The following is a 17,806-nucleotide window of genomic DNA, read 5'->3' on the forward strand; positions in this document are numbered from 1 at the left end:
AACCAGGAGACAACCCATGACTTCGATTGCTTGCATTGCCGGACGTTTCTCGCATCGGCGCCTCGGCGCCGCCGTGGGGGCGGGCCTCACGGCGATCGCCGTGCTGGCCGCGCCGACGGCTTCGGCGCAGGACCCGTACCCGAACCGGCCCATCACCGTTATCTCACCCTACAGCGCCGGTGGCGACGCCGATTTGGCGGCGCGCAATTTCGCCTTCGCTGCACAGCGCGCGCTGGGCCAGGCAGTGGTGGTGATGAACAAGACGGGCGCCAGCGGCGTGATCGGCTCGGCCCACGCACTCGCAGCGCCACCCGATGGCTACACGCTGCTGCTCGCGCGCACCGGCTCGCAGGCGATTCTGCCGGCCATCATGCCCGCCACCACCAAGTACAAGTGGGACGACTTCGACTTCATCGGCACGCTCGAGATCAACCCTTACGGCTGTGTCGTCAGCGGCAAGTCGCCCTACCGCAGCTTCGGCGAACTGGTCGACGCGATGCGCGTCAAGGGCAAGACGATGAACTTCGGGACGGCCGGCGTGCTCACGACCAACGACATGGGACCGCGCCAGCTGTTCAGGATGCTCAAGCTCACCGACCAGACGCCGACGCAGATTCCCTACAAGGGCACCGGGGAGGCCTCGATGTCGCTGGTCGCCGGCCAGACCGAGTTCGCCTGCGGCAGCCTCGGCTCGTTCCTGTCGCTGATCAAGGGGGGCCAACTGCGTGCGCTGATGGTGACCACCGCCGAGCGCATGCCCTCAATGCCCGACGTGCCGACGGCCCGAGAGCTGGGTTACTCCGACATGGAGGGCATCGTCGGCTGGAGTGCAGTCTATGCACCACCCAACCTTCCAGCGGAGGTGCGCGCCAAGCTCGTGTCGGCCATGAAGACCATTGCCGCCGATGCCGCATGGCAGGCGGCCACAGCGCAGTCAGGATCGCTGCCTTACGTGAAGTCGCCCGAGGAAACCAAGCTGTTCGTGCAGAAGCACTATCAGCTCTACCGCTCGCTGGGCGAGTCGCTCAACATCATCGATTCGAAGATGTAGCGCGCGCTGCTCAATGCAGCAGTCCGTGCAGCGAACGCAGCACGCTCACCGCCGCCAGCGCGATCAGGAGATTGAGCACATGGCGGCGGAACTGCGCCGGCGACACGTTGGCGAAGGAACGCTGGCCGAGCCAGATGCCCGCCAGCATGGCCGGGGCCAGCCACAGTGCCCAGCGCCACGTGGCGGGCCCGAGCAGCGTGCCGCCTTCGTGTGCCGCACCGGGCAGGAGCGCCGCGCTGGCCAGCGCCACCACGTCGCTCCAGAGCAGCAGCACGATCATCGTCGCGCGCAGGGTGGCGGGTGGCATGCGGGTGGTGCTCAGCAGCACCGCCAGCGCGATGCCGCCGATGGCGGCCACGCCGTTGATGAAGCCCGACATCGCACCAGCGAAGAGCCGCACGCCGCGCGTGGGTGCCAGGGATGCGTGGTGGCCGCCCCGCAACAAGATGGCGGCCATCATCAGCAGCGCGCCGATCAGCAGGCGCAGCGGTGTCTCGGGCAGCCAGGCCAGCAGGGCCACGCCCATGGGAATGAACAGGAGATTGCCAAGCGCCAGCCAACCGATCCATTGCACGTCGACGTCGCGCGCGATCCCGCGCAGCTGGCTCAGGCTGGCCAGGATTTCGAGCGCGAAGATCGCGGGGACCACCTTGGCCGGCGACACGATCAGCGACAAGCCGGCCACCGAGACGGCGGAGAAGCCGAAGCCCGCGAAGCCGCGAACCACGCCCGCGGCGCAGACGACGCCCAGGCTGTAGGCCAGGAGCAGCGGGTCGAGCGGTGCGTCGAGCAGCCCTGTCATTCGAACAGGGGGGCGAGCTTGAGCCGCTGCACCTTGCCCGACGGCCCACGCGGCACGTCGTCGACGAAGCGGAAATGGCGGGGCGTCTTGTAGCGGCCGAGCATGCGTTCGCAAAACGCGCGCAGCTCGGCTTCGTCGCATGTCACGCCATCGCGCAGCACGATGCACACGCCGATCTCCTGGCCGTAGTGCCGGTCGGGCACGCCGACCGCAGCCGCCTCCCGCACGGCCGGGTGCTGCAGCAGCGCCTCGTCGATCTCGCGCGGCGCGATGTTCTCGCCGCCCTTGATGATCAGTTCCTTGATGCGACCGGTGACGAAGAAGAAGCCGTCGATGTCGCGATGCCCCAGGTCGCCGGTGCGCAGCCAGCCGTCGGGCGTGAAGCTGGCGCGTGTCGCGTCGTCATTCTTGTAGTAGCCCTGCATCACCTGCGGGCCGCGGATCACCAGCTCCCCGGTGGTGCCGTCGGGCACCGCGTCAAGGGCGGCGTCGACCACCCGCGCCTCGCACCCGGAGGCACGGCCGACCGAACCGAGCTTGCGCGCGCGCGGCGCCATCGGGTTGGAAAAGGCGGGGGCGGCTGTCTCGGTCAGGCCCATGGTCTCGACGATGCCGATGCCGAACATCGCCTCGAAGGCACGGTGATGCTCCGGCGCCAGCGCTGCCGACGCCGAGCGGCAGAAGCGGATGCCGGTGGTCAGCGCCCGCGGTACCGGGCCCCCTTCGATCAGGTAGGAAATCATCGTGGGCACGACGTTGATCCAGGTGCAGTGCGCACCTGCGGCCTGCGCCCAGAACCGACCGGCCGAAAAGCGTGGCGGCATCGCCAGGCTGCCCCCATGCGCCAGCGGCGCTAGCATGGTCACGGCGAAGGCGTTGATGTGATAGAGCGGCAGCACCGCCAGCACACGATCGGACGGTGCGAGGCCATGCTCGGCGTCGATGGCATGCGCGTTGGCGGCGAGGTTGGCCTGCGTCAGCATCACGCCCTTGGGCTGGCCGGTGGTGCCCGAGGTGTACATCAGAAGCGCGAGCGCATCCGGCGCAGGCGGTGCCAGCGCGATGGCGGCCGCGTCGTCCTCGCCGGGCAGGGTCGGCGCGTCGGGGTCGACCACCCACAGCGTGACTGTGCGATCGATGGTGCCGAGCATGGCGCGCACGCGCTCTTCCCATTCGGGCGCGACGCACACGACGCGGCAGTCGGAATGGGCGAGCACGTAGCGCATCTGCTCGGGTTGCGCGACCAGGTTGATCGGGTTCACGCACAGTCCCGCATGCATCGCACCCAGCAGCAGGCGCAGGGTCTGCAGGCCGTTGGGCATGACCAGCGACACGGTGTCGTGGGGCTGCGCGCCGTGCGCGTGCAGCAGTGACGCGATGCGCCGGCAACCCTGGGCCAGCTCTGCATAGCTGATGGCGCGGTCGGCCTGTTCGGTCGGCAGCGCGTAGACGGCGTTCGGCTGGCGCCGCGCCTGCTGCTCGATCAGTTCATGAACGGTCGTGGCCGCCCCGGGCGGCAGGGCTGCGTTCACGCGGCACCATGCCGGGCGAAGTAGGCGCCGAAGATCTCGTCCTCGGTGGGCATGCGCTCGGGAATGGGGCGTGAGATGCGCGTGATGTTCAGGTAGTGCCGGTAGTTCATGTTGTCCGAGAAGTTGTTCTTCCCCCAGGTGCCACAACCCATCGACAGCGAGAAGGGCAGGCCGTTGTCGAAGTTGCCGCCGGTGGCCAGCGCATGTGGCTGGTCGACGATCACGCGCGAAACCGGCAGCGTCAGGCCCAGGTGCAGCGCGCGCTCCGGCACCGTGCTGTGCAGCCCGACCGAATGGCCCGCGCCTTCGTAGCCGTAGATGCGCTCGACCGTCGCCACCGCCGCATCAAAGTCGGCCGCGGCGTACACCGTGAGCACCGGGCTGAGCTTCTCGCCCGAGAAAGGATGGTCGTGCCCCACGCCGTCTTCCGGCACCATGAGGATGCAGGGGTCGCGCTCGGCGATGGCGAGCCAGGCGCTGCGCCCCGCGGCATCCTGGGCGGCGGCTCGCTCGGCGATGACCCGGGCCGACTGGCCGATCACCGCGGCCGACAGGCGGCCCTCGGGCCACATCAGGGCCTGCAGCACGGCCTTCTGCGAAGCGTCGAGCATCACGGCACCGCGTTCTTGCAGCGCCGCCAGCAGGCCGGCCCGCGCGGCGTCGACCACCACCAGGCTGTTCTCGGCCGAGCAGCTGGTCGCGTTGTCGAAGGTCTTCGAACGCAGGATGCGCTCGGCCGCGAGCCCGGCCTGCGCCGTTTCGTCGACGATGCTCGCCACGTTGCCCGCGCCCACCCCGAAGGCCGGCGTGCCGCTGGCATAGGCCGCACGCACGTTGGCCTGCGAACCGGTCGCCACCACCAGGTCGCACAGCGACATCAGTTCCGCAGTCGATTGCTTGTTGACCGGCGACGGCAGCAGCTGCACCAGATCGCGCGGCGCGCCGATGCGGTCGAACTGCGCGTGGATGTACTCGATCAGCCGCGCCGCCGTGGTCCAGCCTTTGGGCGAGGGCGCCACGATCACCGCGTTTCGACCTTTGAGCGCGTTGATGATCTTGTTGGCCGGCGTCGCACCCGGGTTGGTCGACGGCGTGACGGCACACACCACGCCGACCGGCCGCGCGATCTCGACGATGCCCAGCGACGGGTCTTCGGAAATGACGCCCACCGAGCGGGCGCCTTTCAAGTCGCGCAGCAGGCCGAAAGTCTTGCGGTGGTTCTTGCGGATCTTGTCTTCGACGTTGCCGACGCCAGTATCGGCCACGGCCATCTGCGCCAGTTCACGGTTGCGCGACGGCTCGATGATGGCCCAGCCGGCGGCGGTCACGGCCATGTCGACCTGCTCTTGGGACCAGGTCTCGTACACACGCTGTGCCGCGCGCGCCCGCGCGACCAGTTCGGCGATGGGGCTCTGTGGGGAGGATGTGGAATGTTCCATGGCGATCATTGGTTGCTGCGAAATGTTGAATGCGGGAGCTGCGGCGACGCTGCAGAACCGTGGCGCCGGGTCAGTCGACCTTGATGCTGGCTTCCTTCGCCAGCTTGTTCCAGCGCACGAGCTCGGTGGTCACGACCTTGCCGAGCGCTTCGGGCGGGCCGCCTGCGCCTTCGCTGCCCTGAGCCAGCAGCTTGTCGCGAATCTCCGGCTCCTGCACCACGGTGTTGATGACCTTGTTCAGCTTGTCGACGATGGCCCTGGGGGTCTTGGCCGGCACGAAGACGGCGTACCAGGAGTCGACCTCGAAGTCGGCGATGCCGGCCTCCTGCATGGTGGGCACGTCTGGAAAGGCCGCGCTGCGCTTGGTCGTCGACACGGCGAGCGCCTTGAGCTTGCCGGCCTTCACGAACTGGGCCGCTGCGGGGATCGAGACCCACAGCAGCGGCACCTGGCCGCCCATCACGTCGGTCACGGCCGGACCGCCACCGCGGTAGGGAATGTGCGTCATCTGAGTCCCGGTGCGCAGCTTGAGCAGTTCGCCGGCCAGGTGGCCGGGCGACCCGTTACCGACCGAAGCGAAGGAGATCGAACCCGGCTTCGCCTTGGCCAGCGCCGCCAGTTCGGCCACGTTGTTGGGCGCGAACTGCAGGTTCGCCACCAGGATCTGCGGCAGCGACGCCACCATGCCGACCGGCTCGAAGTCCTTGGCCGTGTCGAACGGCAGCTTGGGATAGATGCTTGGGTTGATGGTGTGCGAGGACAGGGTGAACAGCACGGTGTAGCCGTCGGGCGCCGCCTTGGCCGCAATTTCGGTCCCGATGGAGCCGGCCGCGCCGCCGCGGTTGTCGATCAGCACGGGCTGGCCGAGCAGCGTCTGAAAGCGTTCCTGCACGATGCGCGCGATGACATCGGTGCCGCCACCCGGTGGGTACGGCACGATGAACTTGATGGGCTTGGTGGGGTAGTCGGTGGCGTTCTGTGCCATCGCCCCAAAACTCGTCGCGAGGGCTGCGACGGTGACCAGGCCGGCCCGGAGCAGGGATGTGAAGCGGTTCATGGGTTATGTCTCCTTGTTTGTCTCGAATCATTCGAACCTCGGTGCTCAAGGGGTGCGGCGCAGCCGGTGTCGCCTTCGGGTGGGCGCTCGAAAAAAGGCAAATGGCGCACGGTGCTGGGCTCTCTGTTCTGCTGCGCTGCGAGGGGTTGACCGAACGTCTGTCGCGTTCGCAGGGCCGGTGCGCGCAGACCCTTCACGCGTGAACGCGTCGACGCAGGCATCGGTGGATCCGATGTCGCCTTGGCGGTCGCGGCCACGCAGGGGCCTCAGACGTTCAAGCGCCACAACGACGTCGCTGATGCGCTGCAGGTTCGTCATTCAAGACGGTCGCTCTTGGGCGGTCGGCTCGTCGGAAGACGCGTCGCCGGTGCCGGACGGCTTCGGTAACCGAGCGTGCTGCTGGCGTCACGTGCGCAGGCCATGACCTTCTCGGCCAGCTCACGGGCCTGGGTGCGCGCGAAGCGGATCGAAGGCACGCTCATGCCCAGCGCGGCGACCGCTTCGCCCCGCGCGTTGAACACCGGCACCCCCAGACCGCACACGCCTACGCGCCATTCCTCGCGGTTCTCGGCGAAGCCGCGGGTGCGCGCGCGCGCCAGGTCGGCCTGCAGCGCCTCGATGTCGAGGATGCTGTTCGGCGTGTGCGCGACCAGCGGGCCGAGCCGGGCCTGCAGGGTCGGCAGATCGAGCTCGGCAGCCGCCAGCAACGCCTTGCCCGAAGCCACGCAGGCCGCCGGCGCGCGACCGCCGATCCGTGAATAGGCGGCCACCGGCAGCGGGCTGTCGAACTTGTCGAGGTAGACGATCTCGGCGCCGTCGAGCGTGGCCAGGTGGATGGTTTCGCCGGTGGCCTGCGCCAGTGCGGCGAGGTGCGGGCGCATCAGCGCAGCGAGGTCGGCCACCTCCGCCACCAGCGCGCCCAGCTCGAACAGCCGAAGGCTCGGCCGGTAGGCGCTGGTGGTCGCGTCCTGCACGGCCCAGCCGCACTCGACCAGGGTCTGCAGGGTGCGGTGCGCGTTGCTGCGTGCCAGGCCCAGCGCCTGTGCCAGATCGGTCACGCGGCAGTCGCGTTGCTGGCGGGTCATCCATTCGATGGCGGCGAGGCCTTTGGCCAGGGTGGAGTCCATGAGCGTCCGGTAGAAAAACAAAGGGGATCTTGAGGTGTTCCAAATAACAGAACACGATTCGGCTATATGGAACAACTCTAGAAGCGGACGCCACGGCTGTCAATCGGGTCGCCGTGTGAAGCCGCCCATGGGGGTCTGCCACCGCGCGCGCTGCGGCCGCCACACACGAGGCGGCGCTATCGCCGCATCGCGGCTTAGCTTGGCGGCGCTGTCGCCGCGTCGGAGCTCAGTCGGGCGGCGCTGTCGCCGTGTTGCGGCTCAGCGGGGCGCCGCTGCGGTGCTGGCGCGCTGCATTAACTGCACCGGCAGCAGGGCCGGTACCGGCGACGTGGTGCCGTGCATCCTGGCGAGCAGCTGGCGCCCGGCCTGTTCGCCGATCTGGCGGATGGGCAGGCGCACGGTGGTCAGCGGCGGATGCAGGTAGGGCGCGAAATCGTTGTCGTTGAAGCTCGCCACCGACAGCCGCTGCGGCACGGCGATGCCGGCCTGGTCGAGCGCCGCGAGCGCACCTGCGGCCAGGTAGTCGCTGCCGCACACGATCGCCGTGACCGGTGGCCGGCGTCGTGCGATGGCGTTCATGGCCTCGAAGCCCTCGCGAAAGCCATGCTCGGTCTCGACCATTGCGTCGGGATGCAATGCGAGGCCCCGCTTGGCACAGGCCAGGCCCAGGTCGTTCAACCGCCGGCGGGCGCGTTCGCTGTCGGCCGTTCGCCCGCCGATGTAGCCGAGCGTGCGGTGGCCGAGCCCGGCGAGGTGCTCGATGACCAGCGCCGCGGCGGCCTGTTCGTCGAAGCCGATGCAATGGCCCGCTGCGTCCGGCGGCGCCCACATCGTGACGAAGGGCGTGCGGTGGGCCGCGAGCATGGCCAGCACCTGCGGTGGCTGTTCGATGCCGAGCAACGCCACCGCATCGACACCGCGCTCCAGCAGCGTGCGCAGGATGCTCGTCTCGTAGGAAGGCCGAGGGTCGGGCGCCGACAGAAGCAGCGTGTAACCCTCGGCCGCGAGCGTGGCCTCCAGCGCCTGCACCAGAGCCGGGAAGGAGGAGCTGCCGAAGCGCGGCACGATGGCGCCCACGGTCCGCGTGCGGCGCATGGCCAGCGCGCGGGCAGCGCCGTTGGCCACGTAGCCCAGCCGCTCGACCGCGTCCATCACGCGCTGACGCGTCGCGGCGCTGATCATGTCGGGCTTGCTCAGGGTGCGTGACACGGTGCCGGTCGACACGCCCGCGAGATTCGCCACGTCCGCGAGCGAGGCCGAGCGGGCAGCGTTCGGCGCTTCGGGCGGTGGGAGCGATGGGGCGGCGGCGGGCATGGCAAGAGCGATCTTAGTCAAGCCGCCTGCAAGCGGATGCAGTCGGTTGGCGTTTACCCGGGTTCCAGCCACAAGCCGTTGGGATTTATGCTGCCATGCAAGCGCTTGCATTATTGCCGGCGCCACAGGACGGGACGCCATGCAGCGGCCCGCGTTCCCCACCGCTGGAGACACCCCCATGAAGTCCATTGCGCGCCCTCGGCGCTTCCTGCTTGCCGCCGCCGTTGCGTCCGTCCTGGGAATCATGGGCTCGGCGCCCCCGGCGCTCGCGCAAGGCGCCTGGCCGATCGCCGGCAAGCCCATTCGCATCGTCGTGCCGTTTCCAGCCGGCTCGGGCTCGGACGCCACCGCGCGGGTGATCGCGAAGCTGATGACCGACGAGCTCGGCGGCCAGAGCGTCATCGTCGACAACAAGCCCGGGGCCGGCACGTTCATCGGCGCGCAGGACGTCGCACGTGCGCCTGCCGACGGCCACACGCTGCTCTACACCATCGTCATCACGCACACGCAGAACCCGCACCTCTATGCCAAGCTGCCCTACGACCCGGTCAAGGACTTCACGCCCCTGGCCCAGATGGTCAAGTCGGCCACGGTGCTGATCGCGCCGCCCGACGCGCCTTTCAACAACGTGCAGGAACTGGTGAGCTATGCCAAGGCCAACCCCGGCAAGCTCAACTACGCCTCGTTCTCGCAGGGCTCGACCTCGCACCTGAACGTCGAACTGCTGCAGATGCGCACCGGCACCAAGATGACCCACGTGCCCTACAAAGGCACGGCCGACGCGTCGCGGGCACTGGTGGCCGGCGAAGTGCAGCTGTACTTCGACGGCACGGCCACCGCGGTGGCTTTCATCAAGGCGGGCAAGGCCAAGGGCATCGCCACGGCGACCCCGGTGCGTGTGCCGGTGCTCCCCGAGCTGCCGACCTTCGCCGAGCAAGGCGTCAAGGGCCTGGACATCGTGGGATGGCAGGGCATCTTCGGCCCCGGCGCCATGGAGCCGGCCACCGCCAAGAAGATCGGTGACCTGCTCGCCAAGATCGCGCGATCGCCCGACATGCTCAAGTTGATCGAGACCCAGGGCAACGAGCCGTCCGGTGCGTCGGGGCCCGCCTTCGCCGCCATCGTCAAGAACGACAGCGAGCGATGGGGCGAGGTCATCAAGGCCGCCAACATCAAGCTGGACTGACCCCCGAAACGACTCCCAAGGATCCGACATGTTCGACACCATCATTCGCGGCGGCACGCTCGTCGACGGCAGCGGCCAACCGCGCTTCACCGGCGACCTCGGCATCACCGACGGCCGCATCGCCGAGGTCGGCGGCAAGCTCGGTGCCGCCCGGCGCGAGATCGACGCCAGCGGCGCGATCGTGACGCCCGGCTGGGTCGACGTGCACACGCACTACGACGGCCAGGTGACCTGGGACCCGTACCTCAGCCCGTCCACCGACCACGGTGTGACCAGCGTCGTCATGGGCAATTGCGGGGTCGGTTTCGCGCCGGTGCATGCCGACAAGCGCGACTGGCTCATCAGCGTCATGGAGGGCGTGGAAGACATCCCCGGCACCGTGCTGGCGGAAGGCATCGACTGGCAATGGGAGACTTTTCCCGAGTACCTCGACGCGCTCGAGCGCATGCCGCGCGCCCTCGACGTCGGCGCCCAGATTCCCCACTCGGCGCTGCGAACCTTCGTGATGGGCGAGCGCGGCATCACGCACGACGAGGCCACGCCAGCGGACATCCAGGCGATGGTGCAACTGGTGCGCGAAGGCATGCGCGCCGGGGCGCTCGGCCTGTCGACCAGCCGGACGATCATCCACAAGTACCAGGGGCGCAAGTACCCGCCGGGCACCTTCGCGTCGCCCGACGAGATCCTCGGCATCGCCCGCGTGCTCGGCGAGGTGGGCCACGGCGTGTTCCAGATGACGTCGAACCACTACCAGATGGAAACCGAGCTGCCCTGGATGACGCAGCTGGCAAGCGACAACAACCTGCCGGTGGCCTTTGCGCTGGTGCAGACCGATCAGACGCCCGACACCTGGAAGCGCCTGCTGGCCGCACTCGACGAGACGCACAAGGCGAACGTGCCCTTGTACGGCGCGGTGGCCGGCCGGCCCGCCGGCATCCTGATGGCATGGCTCGGCTCGACCCATCCCTTCATGACGCACCCGCTGTGGCAGGAGATCGCGCCGCTGCCATGGCCCGAGAAGCTGGCCCGTCTGCGCGACCCCGCGGTGCGCGCGCAGCTCACCGACATGGCGGCGCTGATGGGCTCCGCCCAGTACGACACGCGCTCCGCCTACCTGACCCAGAGCTTCCACAAGATGTATGCGTTGGGCGCCGAGCCCGACTACGAGCCCCCGCAATCGCAGAGCATTGCCGCCATCGCCCAGCGAGACGGCCGCACGCCGCTGGAGGTGGCCTACGACATGCTGATGGACCTGGACGGCAAGGGCATCGTCTACTTCCCCAGCTTCAACTACGCCTACAACGACCTGAGCCAGCTGCACACAGAACTGCAGCATCCGCGCACGATGATGAGCCTGGCCGACGGCGGGGCGCACTGTGGCTACATCTGCGACGTGAGCATGCCGACCTACATGCTCACGCACTGGGCGCGCGACCGCAGCCGCGGCCCGACGCTGCCGCTGGAGCTGATGGTCCAGCGCCAGACACGCGACACGGCGCGCATCTACGGGCTGAACGACCGCGGGCTGCTGCAGCCGGGGTACATCGCCGACATCAACATCATCGATTTCGACCGCCTGCGCATTCCGCCGCCGTTTGTCGCCTTCGACCTGCCCGCTGGCGGCCGGCGCCTGGTGCAGACCGCCGAGGGCTACCAGGCCACGCTCAAGGCCGGCGAGACGATCATGGAAGCGGGCCAGCGCACCGGCGCGCTCCCGGGCAAACTGCTGCGCGGCCCGCAACGGCGCGCCTGACGCGGCGCGGTCGGACGGACAGGCCTTCAGCGCGGCAGACGCGCCATCAGGCCGACGATCTCGGCGAAGACCGCGTTGCCGATCGACCCCGCGAGGTCGATCACCTGGCTGTGGCTGTAGTACGGGCTCAGGTCCAGCCCGACGCCGATACCGCCGATGGCGACGCGCCGGCCCTGCTCGTGGCGCGCCACCACGTTGCGCAGGTGGTGGTCGAGGTAGTGCGCGTCGTTGGCCAGTTCGGTGGCGCTGTCCATGGGCGAGCCGTCCGAAATGACCAGCAGCAGCTTGCGCGCTTCGGGTCGTGCGAGCAGCCGACCGCAGGCCCAGTCGACCGCCTCGCCGTCGATGCCTTCGCGAAACAGGTCGGCCTTGAGCAGCGCTGCGATGTCCGGTCGCGCGCGGCGCCATGGGGTTTCGGCGCCCTTGAACACCATGTGGCAACGCTCGTTGAGCCGGCCAGGGTGCGGCGGCTTGCCGGCGCGCTGCCAGTCGCGCCGTGCGCGGCCACCGTTCCAGGCGCCGGTCGTGTAGCCGAGGATCTCGCTGACGACGCCGGCCTGTTCGAGCGCACGGGCGAACACGTCGACCAGCATGGCGACGGATTCGGCGTGTTCCTTCATCGAGCCCGAGCAATCGATCAGGAAGCTGACCACGCAGTCGGCCACCGGTTCCTGGCGCTCTTTGCGGAACAGGCGCCGCTCGGTCGGCGATGCGACCAGTTGTGCCAGCCGACGCCCGTCGATATGGCCCTCTTCCTGGCCACCGTCCCAGCCGTCGCGTGTCGGCTCGGCCAGGAGTGCGCGCAGTCGGCGCGCCAGGCGTGCCACGTTCACGCCCTGACCTGCGATGCGGCGATCGAGCCGCTCGCGGTGCTCGACCAGCACCTGCTTGCGCGCTAGCGTCGCGGCCCGGTGTTCGCGGTCGTGGGCGGTGGTGAAGACGCGGTAGGCGCCGGCCGCGTCGTCCAGCGTGGGGCTGCGGCCCGAGGCCGCGGTGGTGAAGCGCTCGATGATCTCGGCGTCCATGTCGGCGACCAGGCTGAACAGGCCGCGCCGGGTGTCGGCCTCGGCGGCGTCGGGCGCGGCTTCGTCGTGGTCGCCCGCTTCGGCCAGCATCCCAGCCACGGTGTGCGCGATGGCGCGTGCGTGCACGGCGTACGCCGCCTGATCGGCGCGGTCCCGGCGCAGGCCGGCGAGCGCGTGGCCGATCAGCGGTGCCAGCGCGAAGCGGGTGGCTTCCAGCATGTCCTCGGTCTCTTCGACCACCTGCTGCCCGCTCACGCGGCCGCGGCAGATCTGCGCCACCGCGTAGATCAACAGGCCGCGCGCGGTGTCGGTCATCCCCGAGTGATGGAAGGTCAGCGACCAGGTTCGGTGACGGTGGCGAAGATTGCGCACCATGCCCGGCATGGCGTCGGGCGCCAGGGTCTCGACGCGGAACTGCTCGAGCATCTCGAACAGGAAGCGCTCGACCGGTGCCTCGGGCTTCAGTGTCTCGTGCAGCGCCGCGTCGGAGCGGCTCAGGCGCAGCGCGAGCCCGTCGGCCACGCCGCGGAAAGACCCGAAGTCGTCGGTGTCGGGCGAGGGGTGCAGGTGCGGCGCGAACCAGGGCAGGGCGTCGCGGCCACGGTGCAGGCGCCGACCGCGAAAGTGCAGGTCGCGTTCTCCGGCGATGGCGCGCACCACGGCCGCGCAGAGTTCGGCCACCTGCTGCTCCTGGCGGATGCGCTGCTGCAGTTCGCTCATGGCGCGGAAAGCGGGAGCGACTCCTTCAGTTCGCGGTCGAAGCAGCGCTGGAAGTACTCGGCCACCAGCGGCCGCTCGGCCTCGTCGCACTTGTTCACGAAGGACAGGCGAAAGGCCAGCGCCGGATCTTTGAAGATATCGACGTTCTCGGCCCAGGTGATGACGGTGCGCGGCGACATCAGCGTCGACAGGTCGCCGGCGGCGAAGCCCTTGCGGGTCAACGCGGCCACCGCCACCATGGAGCGCACGAGCGCGGTGCCCGCCGCGTCCGTCAGCGACGGCACGCGCGCCTGCACGATGGCCACCTCTTCGTCGACCGGCAGGTAGTCGAGCGAGGCGACGATGTTCCAGCGGTCGATCTGCGCATGGTTGAGCCGCTGCGCACCGTGGTAGAGGCCGTTGAGGTTGCCCAGCCCAACCGTGTTGGCGGTGGCGAACAGGCGGAAGAACGGGTGCGGGCGCAGCACGCGGTTCTGGTCCATCAGCGTGAACTGGCCGTCGCGCTCGAGGATGCGCTGGATCACGAACATCACGTCGGGCCGGCCGGCGTCGTACTCGTCGAAGATCAGCGCCACCGGCCGCTGGAGCGCCCACGGCACGATGCCTTCCTGGAATTCGGTGACCTGCTGGCCCTCGCGCAGCACCACGGCGTCCTTGCCGACCAGGTCGAGCCGGCTGATGTGGCCGTCAAGGTTGACCCGCACGCAAGGCCAGTTCAGGCGCGCGGCGATCTGTTCGATGTGGGTCGACTTGCCGGTGCCGTGCAGCCCCTGCACCATCACGCGCCGGTCGCGCATGAAGCCCGCCAGGATCGCCAGCGTGACGTCGGGCTGGAAGCGGTAGACGGCGTCGATCTCGGGCACGTGCGCGTCGCGGGTGCCGAAGGCAGGCACCTGCAGGTCGCTGTCGATGCCGAAGGTGTCGCGCACGCTCAGCAGGCGGTCGGGTGTCAGGGCAGCGGTGTCGGTCACGGTGGCTTTCTCTGTCGCAGAAGGGGGTCAGGCCAGCGCCTGGCGGGCGGGCGCGGCGTCGGCGTCGATGCGCGCCAGCGCCTGAGCGGCGCGACGCAGGGCGGGCATCAGCTTTTTCGCCTTGGCGATGTCCAGCCGCATCACCGGCGCCTGCACGGCGACGCAGAGGTTCGACGGGCCCTGACGGCTGGGCACCCGCATCGCGATGCACAGCAGCCCGGGCAGGAACTCTTCGTCGTCCAGCGCAAAGCCGTCCTGCTGCACGCGGGCGATCTCGCTTTCGATCTGGCCCAGGTCGGTCAGCGTCTTCGGCGTGTAGGCGTCGAGGGGGCTGTGGGCCAGCAGGCGCTTGCGCTGAGCCAGGTCCATCTGGGCGAGAAAGATCTTGCCGCTGGCCGAGCAGTGCACCGGGACCCGCGAGCCCGGGTGCAGGTAGAAGCGCAGCGGCGCGGCGGTTTCCACGCGGTCGAGGTAGACCACCTCGCTGCCGGACAGCGCCGTGATGTTGCAGCTTTCGCCGACCTCTTCGACCAGGTGGCGCAAGACGGCATGGCGCGCGCCATGCAAGCTGTCGTTGAGCAGCAGGTTCTCGGCCAGCCGGCGCAGGCGCGCGCCCATGCCGTAGTGCCGGCCGTCGCCTTCACGCTGCAGCAGCCCCGCGCCTTCGAGTTGCTGGAGCATGCGATGCAGCGTGGGCTTGGGCAGGCCGGTTTCTTCGACCAGGCCCTGCAGCGCATAACGCTGGTCCTTGGCGGCGATGGTCTCGAGCAGGGCGAACAGCCGGATCGCAGGCGTGTCGGCACTGGCGTCACCCGCCGCCACCGTGGGCATCGACTTGGAACTCTTGACGATCTTCATGGGGCGCGATCATAGTCATTTACAAAAAACAGTACATGCTGTTCCGTTTTTTGAAATTTGTTTGACGCCGGCGTGGTCGCGTCCTATAGTCGTCGCACGATAAATCGGTACGGGTAGTTCCAATTTTCGTAACGGCCCACTGCCACACCCAGACCCCTCAGGAGACAACCATGAGCAAGCAACCCCCCGCCACCGCCGCCCGCACCGCCGTCACCGGCGTGCAGAAGATGACCCCGTCGGAGGCCTTCGTCGAGACCCTGGTCGCCAACGACGTGACCGACATGTTCGGCATCATGGGTTCGGCCTTCATGGATGCGATGGACATCTTCGCCCCCGCGGGCATCCGGCTGATCCCGGTGGTGCACGAGCAGGGCGGCGCCCACATGGCCGACGGCTATGCGCGCGTGTCGGGTCGCCACGGCGTAGTGATCGGCCAGAACGGCCCTGGCATCAGCAACTGCGTGACGGCGGTCGCTGCCGCTTACTGGGCGCACAGCCCGGTCGTGATGATCACACCCGAGACCGGCACGATGGGCATGGGCCTGGGCGGCTTCCAGGAAGCCAACCAGCTGCCGATGTTCCAGGAGTTCACCAAGTACCAGGGTCATGTGGTCAACCCGAAGCGCATGGCTGAGTTCACGGCACGCTGCTTCGACCGCGCCATCTCGGAGATGGGCCCGACGCAGCTGAACATTCCCCGTGACTATTTCTACGGCGAGATCGAGTGTGAGATTCCCAAGCCGATGCGCGTGGAGCGCGGCGCCGGCGGCGAAAACAGCCTGAGGGCGGCGGCTGAGCTGCTGGCCACGGCCAAGTTCCCGATCATCCTGTCGGGCGGCGGCGTGGTCATGGGCGATGCGGTGGAAGAGTGCAAGGCCCTGGCCGAGCGCCTGGGCGCGCCGGTGGCCAACGGCTACCTGCGCAACGACTCGTTCCCCGCCAGCCACCCGCTGTGGGCCGGCCCGCTCGGCTACCAGGGTTCGAAGGCCGCGATGAAGCTGATGGCCCAGGCCGACGTGGTGATCGCGCTCGGTTCGCGCATGGGTCCGTTCGGCACGCTGCCGCAGCACGGCATGGACTACTGGCCGAAGAACGCGAAGATCATCCAGGTCGAAGCCGACCACACCAACCTCGGCCTGGTCAAGAAGATCACCGTCGGCATCCACGGCGATGCCAAGGCGACGGCCAAGGCGCTGCTCGCGCTGCTCAAGGACAAGACGCTCGCGTGCGACGCGACCAAGGCCGAGCGCGCCGCCACCATCAAGTCGGAGAAGGACGCGTGGGAGAAGGAGCTCGACGAATGGACCCATGAGCGCGATCCGTTCAGCCTCGATTCGATCGAGGAAGCCAAGGGCGAGAAGACGCCCAACGGCGGCACCTACCTGCATCCGCGCCAGGTGCTGCGCGAGCTCGAAAAGGCCATGCCGCCGCGCGTGATGGTCTCCACCGACATCGGCAACATCAACGCCGTGGCCAACAGCTACCTGCGCTTCGACGAACCCCGCAGCTTCTTCGCGCCGATGAGTTTCGGCAACTGCGGCTACTCGCTGCCCACCATGATCGGCGCCAAGTGCGCCGCCCCCGACCGTCCGGCCGTGGCGTACGCCGGCGACGGCGCCTGGGGCATGAGCATGGTGGAGATCATGACGGCCGTGCGCCACGACATCCCGGTGACGGCCGTGGTCTTCCACAACCGCCAGTGGGGCGCCGAGAAGAAGAACCAGGTCGACTTCTACAACCGCCGCTTCGTCGCGGGCGAGCTGGAAAGCGAAAGCTTCGCCGGCATCGCCAAGTCGATGGGCGCCGAGGGCATCGTGGTCGACAAGCTCGAAGACGTGGGCCCGGCGCTCAAGAAGGCCATCGACATGCAGATGAACGAGGGAAAGACCTGCGTCATCGAAATCATGTGCACCCGCGAACTCGGCGACCCGTTCCGCCGCGACGCGCTGGCCAAGCCGGTGCGCTTCCTCGACAAGTACAAGGATTACGTCTGAGCACGCGCTGACGTCACTGCCATGACTGCAGCGCTGCTTGCAGAGACCGGCGCGACGGCCACGCATCCCCGCCTCGACGAGCTGGTTCGTCGAGCGCGGGAACACGCGGCTGCAGCGCCCCAGCGCATCGCGCTGGTCTACCCGTGCGACAGCGCGGCCATCGATGCCGCGGTGCGCATCGCCGACACCGCACTCGGGGTGCCCGTGCTGGTGGGCCCGCGGGATGCCATGGCGCAGGCGGCGCGGGAAGCCGGCGTCGATATTGCGCGCTTCGAACGGGTGCACACGGCCGAGGCGCCCGCAGACGCGGCGCGGCGCGCCGTCGAACTGGCGCGCGAAGGCCGCGTCGCCGCGCTGATGAAGGGCTCCCTTCATACCGACGAGCTGATGTCTGCCGTCGTCGACCGCGAGGCCGGCCTGCGCGGCACGCGGCGCATCAGCCACCTGTTCCTCTTCGATCTGCCGCGCTACCCCAAGCTCCTGGGCCTGGCCGATTGCGTGGTCAACATCGCGCCGGACCTCAAGACCAAGCGCGACATCCTGGGCAACGCCATCGACCTGATGCAGGCGCTGGGCATCGCGCATCCGAAGGTCGGCATCCTGGCGGCCGTGGAGTCGGTCAACCCGGCGATCCCTGCGACGCTCGATGCGCAGGCGCTGGTCGCGATGGCGAACGAGGGTGCATGGCCCGGCGCACGGGTCGAAGGCCCCTTCGGTTTCGACAATGCGATCTCGGCCGAGGCGGCGCGCATCAAGAAAATGGATTCGCAGGTCAGCGGCGATGCCGATCTGCTGATCGTGCCCGACCTCAACGCCGGCAACATGCTCTACAAGAGCTTCAACTACGTCGGCGGCGGCGAGTGCGCCGGCCTGGTGCTCGGTGCCCGCGTGCCGATCGTGCTCACGTCGCGGGCCGATTCGGCGCTGGCCCGGATTGCCTCCGTGGCGCTTGCGGTGCTGGCGGCGCCGCGCTGAGT

The 17,806-nt window shown here is 68.8% G+C and carries 14 protein-coding genes; 5 read left to right on the forward strand and 9 right to left on the reverse strand.

The genetic code is table 11. From position 1 onward, the window contains the following. The first annotated feature begins 16 nt into the window (after positions 1-16). Positions 17-1,051 carry a Bug family tripartite tricarboxylate transporter substrate binding protein gene (locus ACSFA0_RS15560; protein WP_435451176.1) on the forward strand — a complete coding sequence of 345 codons (1,035 nt, stop codon included), beginning with the start codon at positions 17-19 and terminating at the stop codon, positions 1,049-1,051. 10 nt (positions 1,052-1,061) lie between these two features. Here the strand turns inward: ACSFA0_RS15560 and ACSFA0_RS15565 are convergent, their stop codons facing one another. The 6 genes from ACSFA0_RS15565 to ACSFA0_RS15590 form a co-directional block, all read right to left on the reverse strand. Further along, positions 1,062-1,853, reverse strand: a complete 792-nt coding sequence (locus ACSFA0_RS15565; RefSeq protein ID WP_435451177.1) for a sulfite exporter TauE/SafE family protein — start codon at positions 1,851-1,853, stop codon at positions 1,062-1,064. Beyond that, positions 1,850-3,385, reverse strand: a complete 1,536-nt coding sequence (locus tag ACSFA0_RS15570; RefSeq protein ID WP_435451178.1) for an AMP-binding protein — start codon at positions 3,383-3,385, stop codon at positions 1,850-1,852. The genes ACSFA0_RS15565 and ACSFA0_RS15570 overlap by 4 nt, the downstream gene beginning before the upstream one ends. Further along, complete coding sequence (sauS, locus tag ACSFA0_RS15575; RefSeq protein WP_435451179.1) at positions 3,382-4,824, reverse strand: acylating sulfoacetaldehyde dehydrogenase; 1,443 nt, start codon at positions 4,822-4,824, stop codon at positions 3,382-3,384. Before sauS ends, ACSFA0_RS15570 begins: the two co-directional genes overlap by 4 nt. 70 nt (positions 4,825-4,894) lie before the next feature. Further along, complete coding sequence (locus ACSFA0_RS15580; protein ID WP_435451180.1) at positions 4,895-5,881, reverse strand: tripartite tricarboxylate transporter substrate binding protein; 987 nt, start codon at positions 5,879-5,881, stop codon at positions 4,895-4,897. 314 nt (positions 5,882-6,195) lie between these two features. Next, entirely contained in the window at positions 6,196-7,008 is an 813-nt protein-coding gene (locus ACSFA0_RS15585) for an IclR family transcriptional regulator (RefSeq protein ID WP_435451181.1), read from the reverse strand. Positions 7,009-7,266: 258 nt separating this feature from the next. Continuing rightward, complete coding sequence (locus tag ACSFA0_RS15590; protein ID WP_435451182.1) at positions 7,267-8,322, reverse strand: LacI family DNA-binding transcriptional regulator; 1,056 nt, start codon at positions 8,320-8,322, stop codon at positions 7,267-7,269. Positions 8,323-8,500: 178 nt separating this feature from the next. On the opposite strand from ACSFA0_RS15590, the gene ACSFA0_RS15595 reads away from it, so the two are divergent. Continuing rightward, positions 8,501-9,508, forward strand: a complete 1,008-nt coding sequence (locus ACSFA0_RS15595; protein WP_435451183.1) for a Bug family tripartite tricarboxylate transporter substrate binding protein — start codon at positions 8,501-8,503, stop codon at positions 9,506-9,508. A 28-nt stretch (positions 9,509-9,536) separates the two neighbouring features. Further along, positions 9,537-11,261: an N-acyl-D-amino-acid deacylase family protein gene (locus ACSFA0_RS15600; protein WP_435451184.1), complete on the forward strand. Its 1,725-nt coding sequence runs from the start codon at positions 9,537-9,539 to the stop codon at positions 11,259-11,261. Between the two features lie 26 nt (positions 11,262-11,287). Here the strand turns inward: ACSFA0_RS15600 and ACSFA0_RS15605 are convergent, their stop codons facing one another. The 3 genes from ACSFA0_RS15605 to ACSFA0_RS15615 are packed head-to-tail and all read right to left on the reverse strand — an operon-like array spanning position 11,288 to position 14,835. After that, positions 11,288-13,006 carry a cobaltochelatase CobT-related protein gene (locus tag ACSFA0_RS15605; protein ID WP_435451185.1) on the reverse strand — a complete coding sequence of 573 codons (1,719 nt, stop codon included), beginning with the start codon at positions 13,004-13,006 and terminating at the stop codon, positions 11,288-11,290. Further along, positions 13,003-13,977 carry an AAA family ATPase gene (locus ACSFA0_RS15610; protein WP_435451186.1) on the reverse strand — a complete coding sequence of 325 codons (975 nt, stop codon included), beginning with the start codon at positions 13,975-13,977 and terminating at the stop codon, positions 13,003-13,005. The genes ACSFA0_RS15605 and ACSFA0_RS15610 overlap by 4 nt, the downstream gene beginning before the upstream one ends. Before the next feature lie 27 nt (positions 13,978-14,004). Next, a complete protein-coding gene (locus tag ACSFA0_RS15615) occupies positions 14,005-14,835 on the reverse strand; it encodes an IclR family transcriptional regulator (RefSeq protein WP_435451187.1) in 831 nt (276 codons plus the stop codon). A gap of 170 nt (positions 14,836-15,005) precedes the next feature. Here ACSFA0_RS15615 and xsc point away from each other — a divergent pair, with 170 nt between their 5' ends. Together xsc and ACSFA0_RS15625 are read left to right on the forward strand one after the other, a co-directional pair. Beyond that, a complete protein-coding gene (gene xsc / locus ACSFA0_RS15620; RefSeq protein ID WP_435451188.1) occupies positions 15,006-16,829 on the forward strand; it encodes a sulfoacetaldehyde acetyltransferase in 1,824 nt (607 codons plus the stop codon). 21 nt (positions 16,830-16,850) lie between these two features. Continuing rightward, entirely contained in the window at positions 16,851-17,804 is a 954-nt protein-coding gene (locus tag ACSFA0_RS15625; RefSeq protein WP_435451189.1) for a bifunctional enoyl-CoA hydratase/phosphate acetyltransferase, read from the forward strand. Positions 17,805-17,806: the final 2 nt, after the last annotated feature.

The sequence above is a fragment of the Variovorax restrictus genome, from assembly GCF_051216715.1.
Taxonomy (GTDB): Bacteria; Pseudomonadota; Gammaproteobacteria; order Burkholderiales; family Burkholderiaceae_C; genus Variovorax.

Coding starts and splice junctions, on each gene's coding strand:
- ACSFA0_RS15560 (WP_435451176.1), top strand. CDS start 17: ATGACTTCGATTGCTTGCATTGCCGGACGTTTCTCGCATCGGCGCCTC.
- ACSFA0_RS15565 (WP_435451177.1), bottom strand. CDS start 1,853: ATGACAGGGCTGCTCGACGCACCGCTCGACCCGCTGCTCCTGGCCTAC.
- sauS (WP_435451179.1), bottom strand. CDS start 4,824: ATGGAACATTCCACATCCTCCCCACAGAGCCCCATCGCCGAACTGGTC.
- ACSFA0_RS15580 (WP_435451180.1), bottom strand. CDS start 5,881: ATGAACCGCTTCACATCCCTGCTCCGGGCCGGCCTGGTCACCGTCGCA.
- ACSFA0_RS15585 (WP_435451181.1), bottom strand. CDS start 7,008: ATGGACTCCACCCTGGCCAAAGGCCTCGCCGCCATCGAATGGATGACC.
- ACSFA0_RS15590 (WP_435451182.1), bottom strand. CDS start 8,322: ATGCCCGCCGCCGCCCCATCGCTCCCACCGCCCGAAGCGCCGAACGCT.
- ACSFA0_RS15595 (WP_435451183.1), top strand. CDS start 8,501: ATGAAGTCCATTGCGCGCCCTCGGCGCTTCCTGCTTGCCGCCGCCGTT.
- ACSFA0_RS15600 (WP_435451184.1), top strand. CDS start 9,537: ATGTTCGACACCATCATTCGCGGCGGCACGCTCGTCGACGGCAGCGGC.
- ACSFA0_RS15605 (WP_435451185.1), bottom strand. CDS start 13,006: ATGAGCGAACTGCAGCAGCGCATCCGCCAGGAGCAGCAGGTGGCCGAA.
- ACSFA0_RS15615 (WP_435451187.1), bottom strand. CDS start 14,835: ATGAAGATCGTCAAGAGTTCCAAGTCGATGCCCACGGTGGCGGCGGGT.
- xsc (WP_435451188.1), top strand. CDS start 15,006: ATGAGCAAGCAACCCCCCGCCACCGCCGCCCGCACCGCCGTCACCGGC.
- ACSFA0_RS15625 (WP_435451189.1), top strand. CDS start 16,851: ATGACTGCAGCGCTGCTTGCAGAGACCGGCGCGACGGCCACGCATCCC.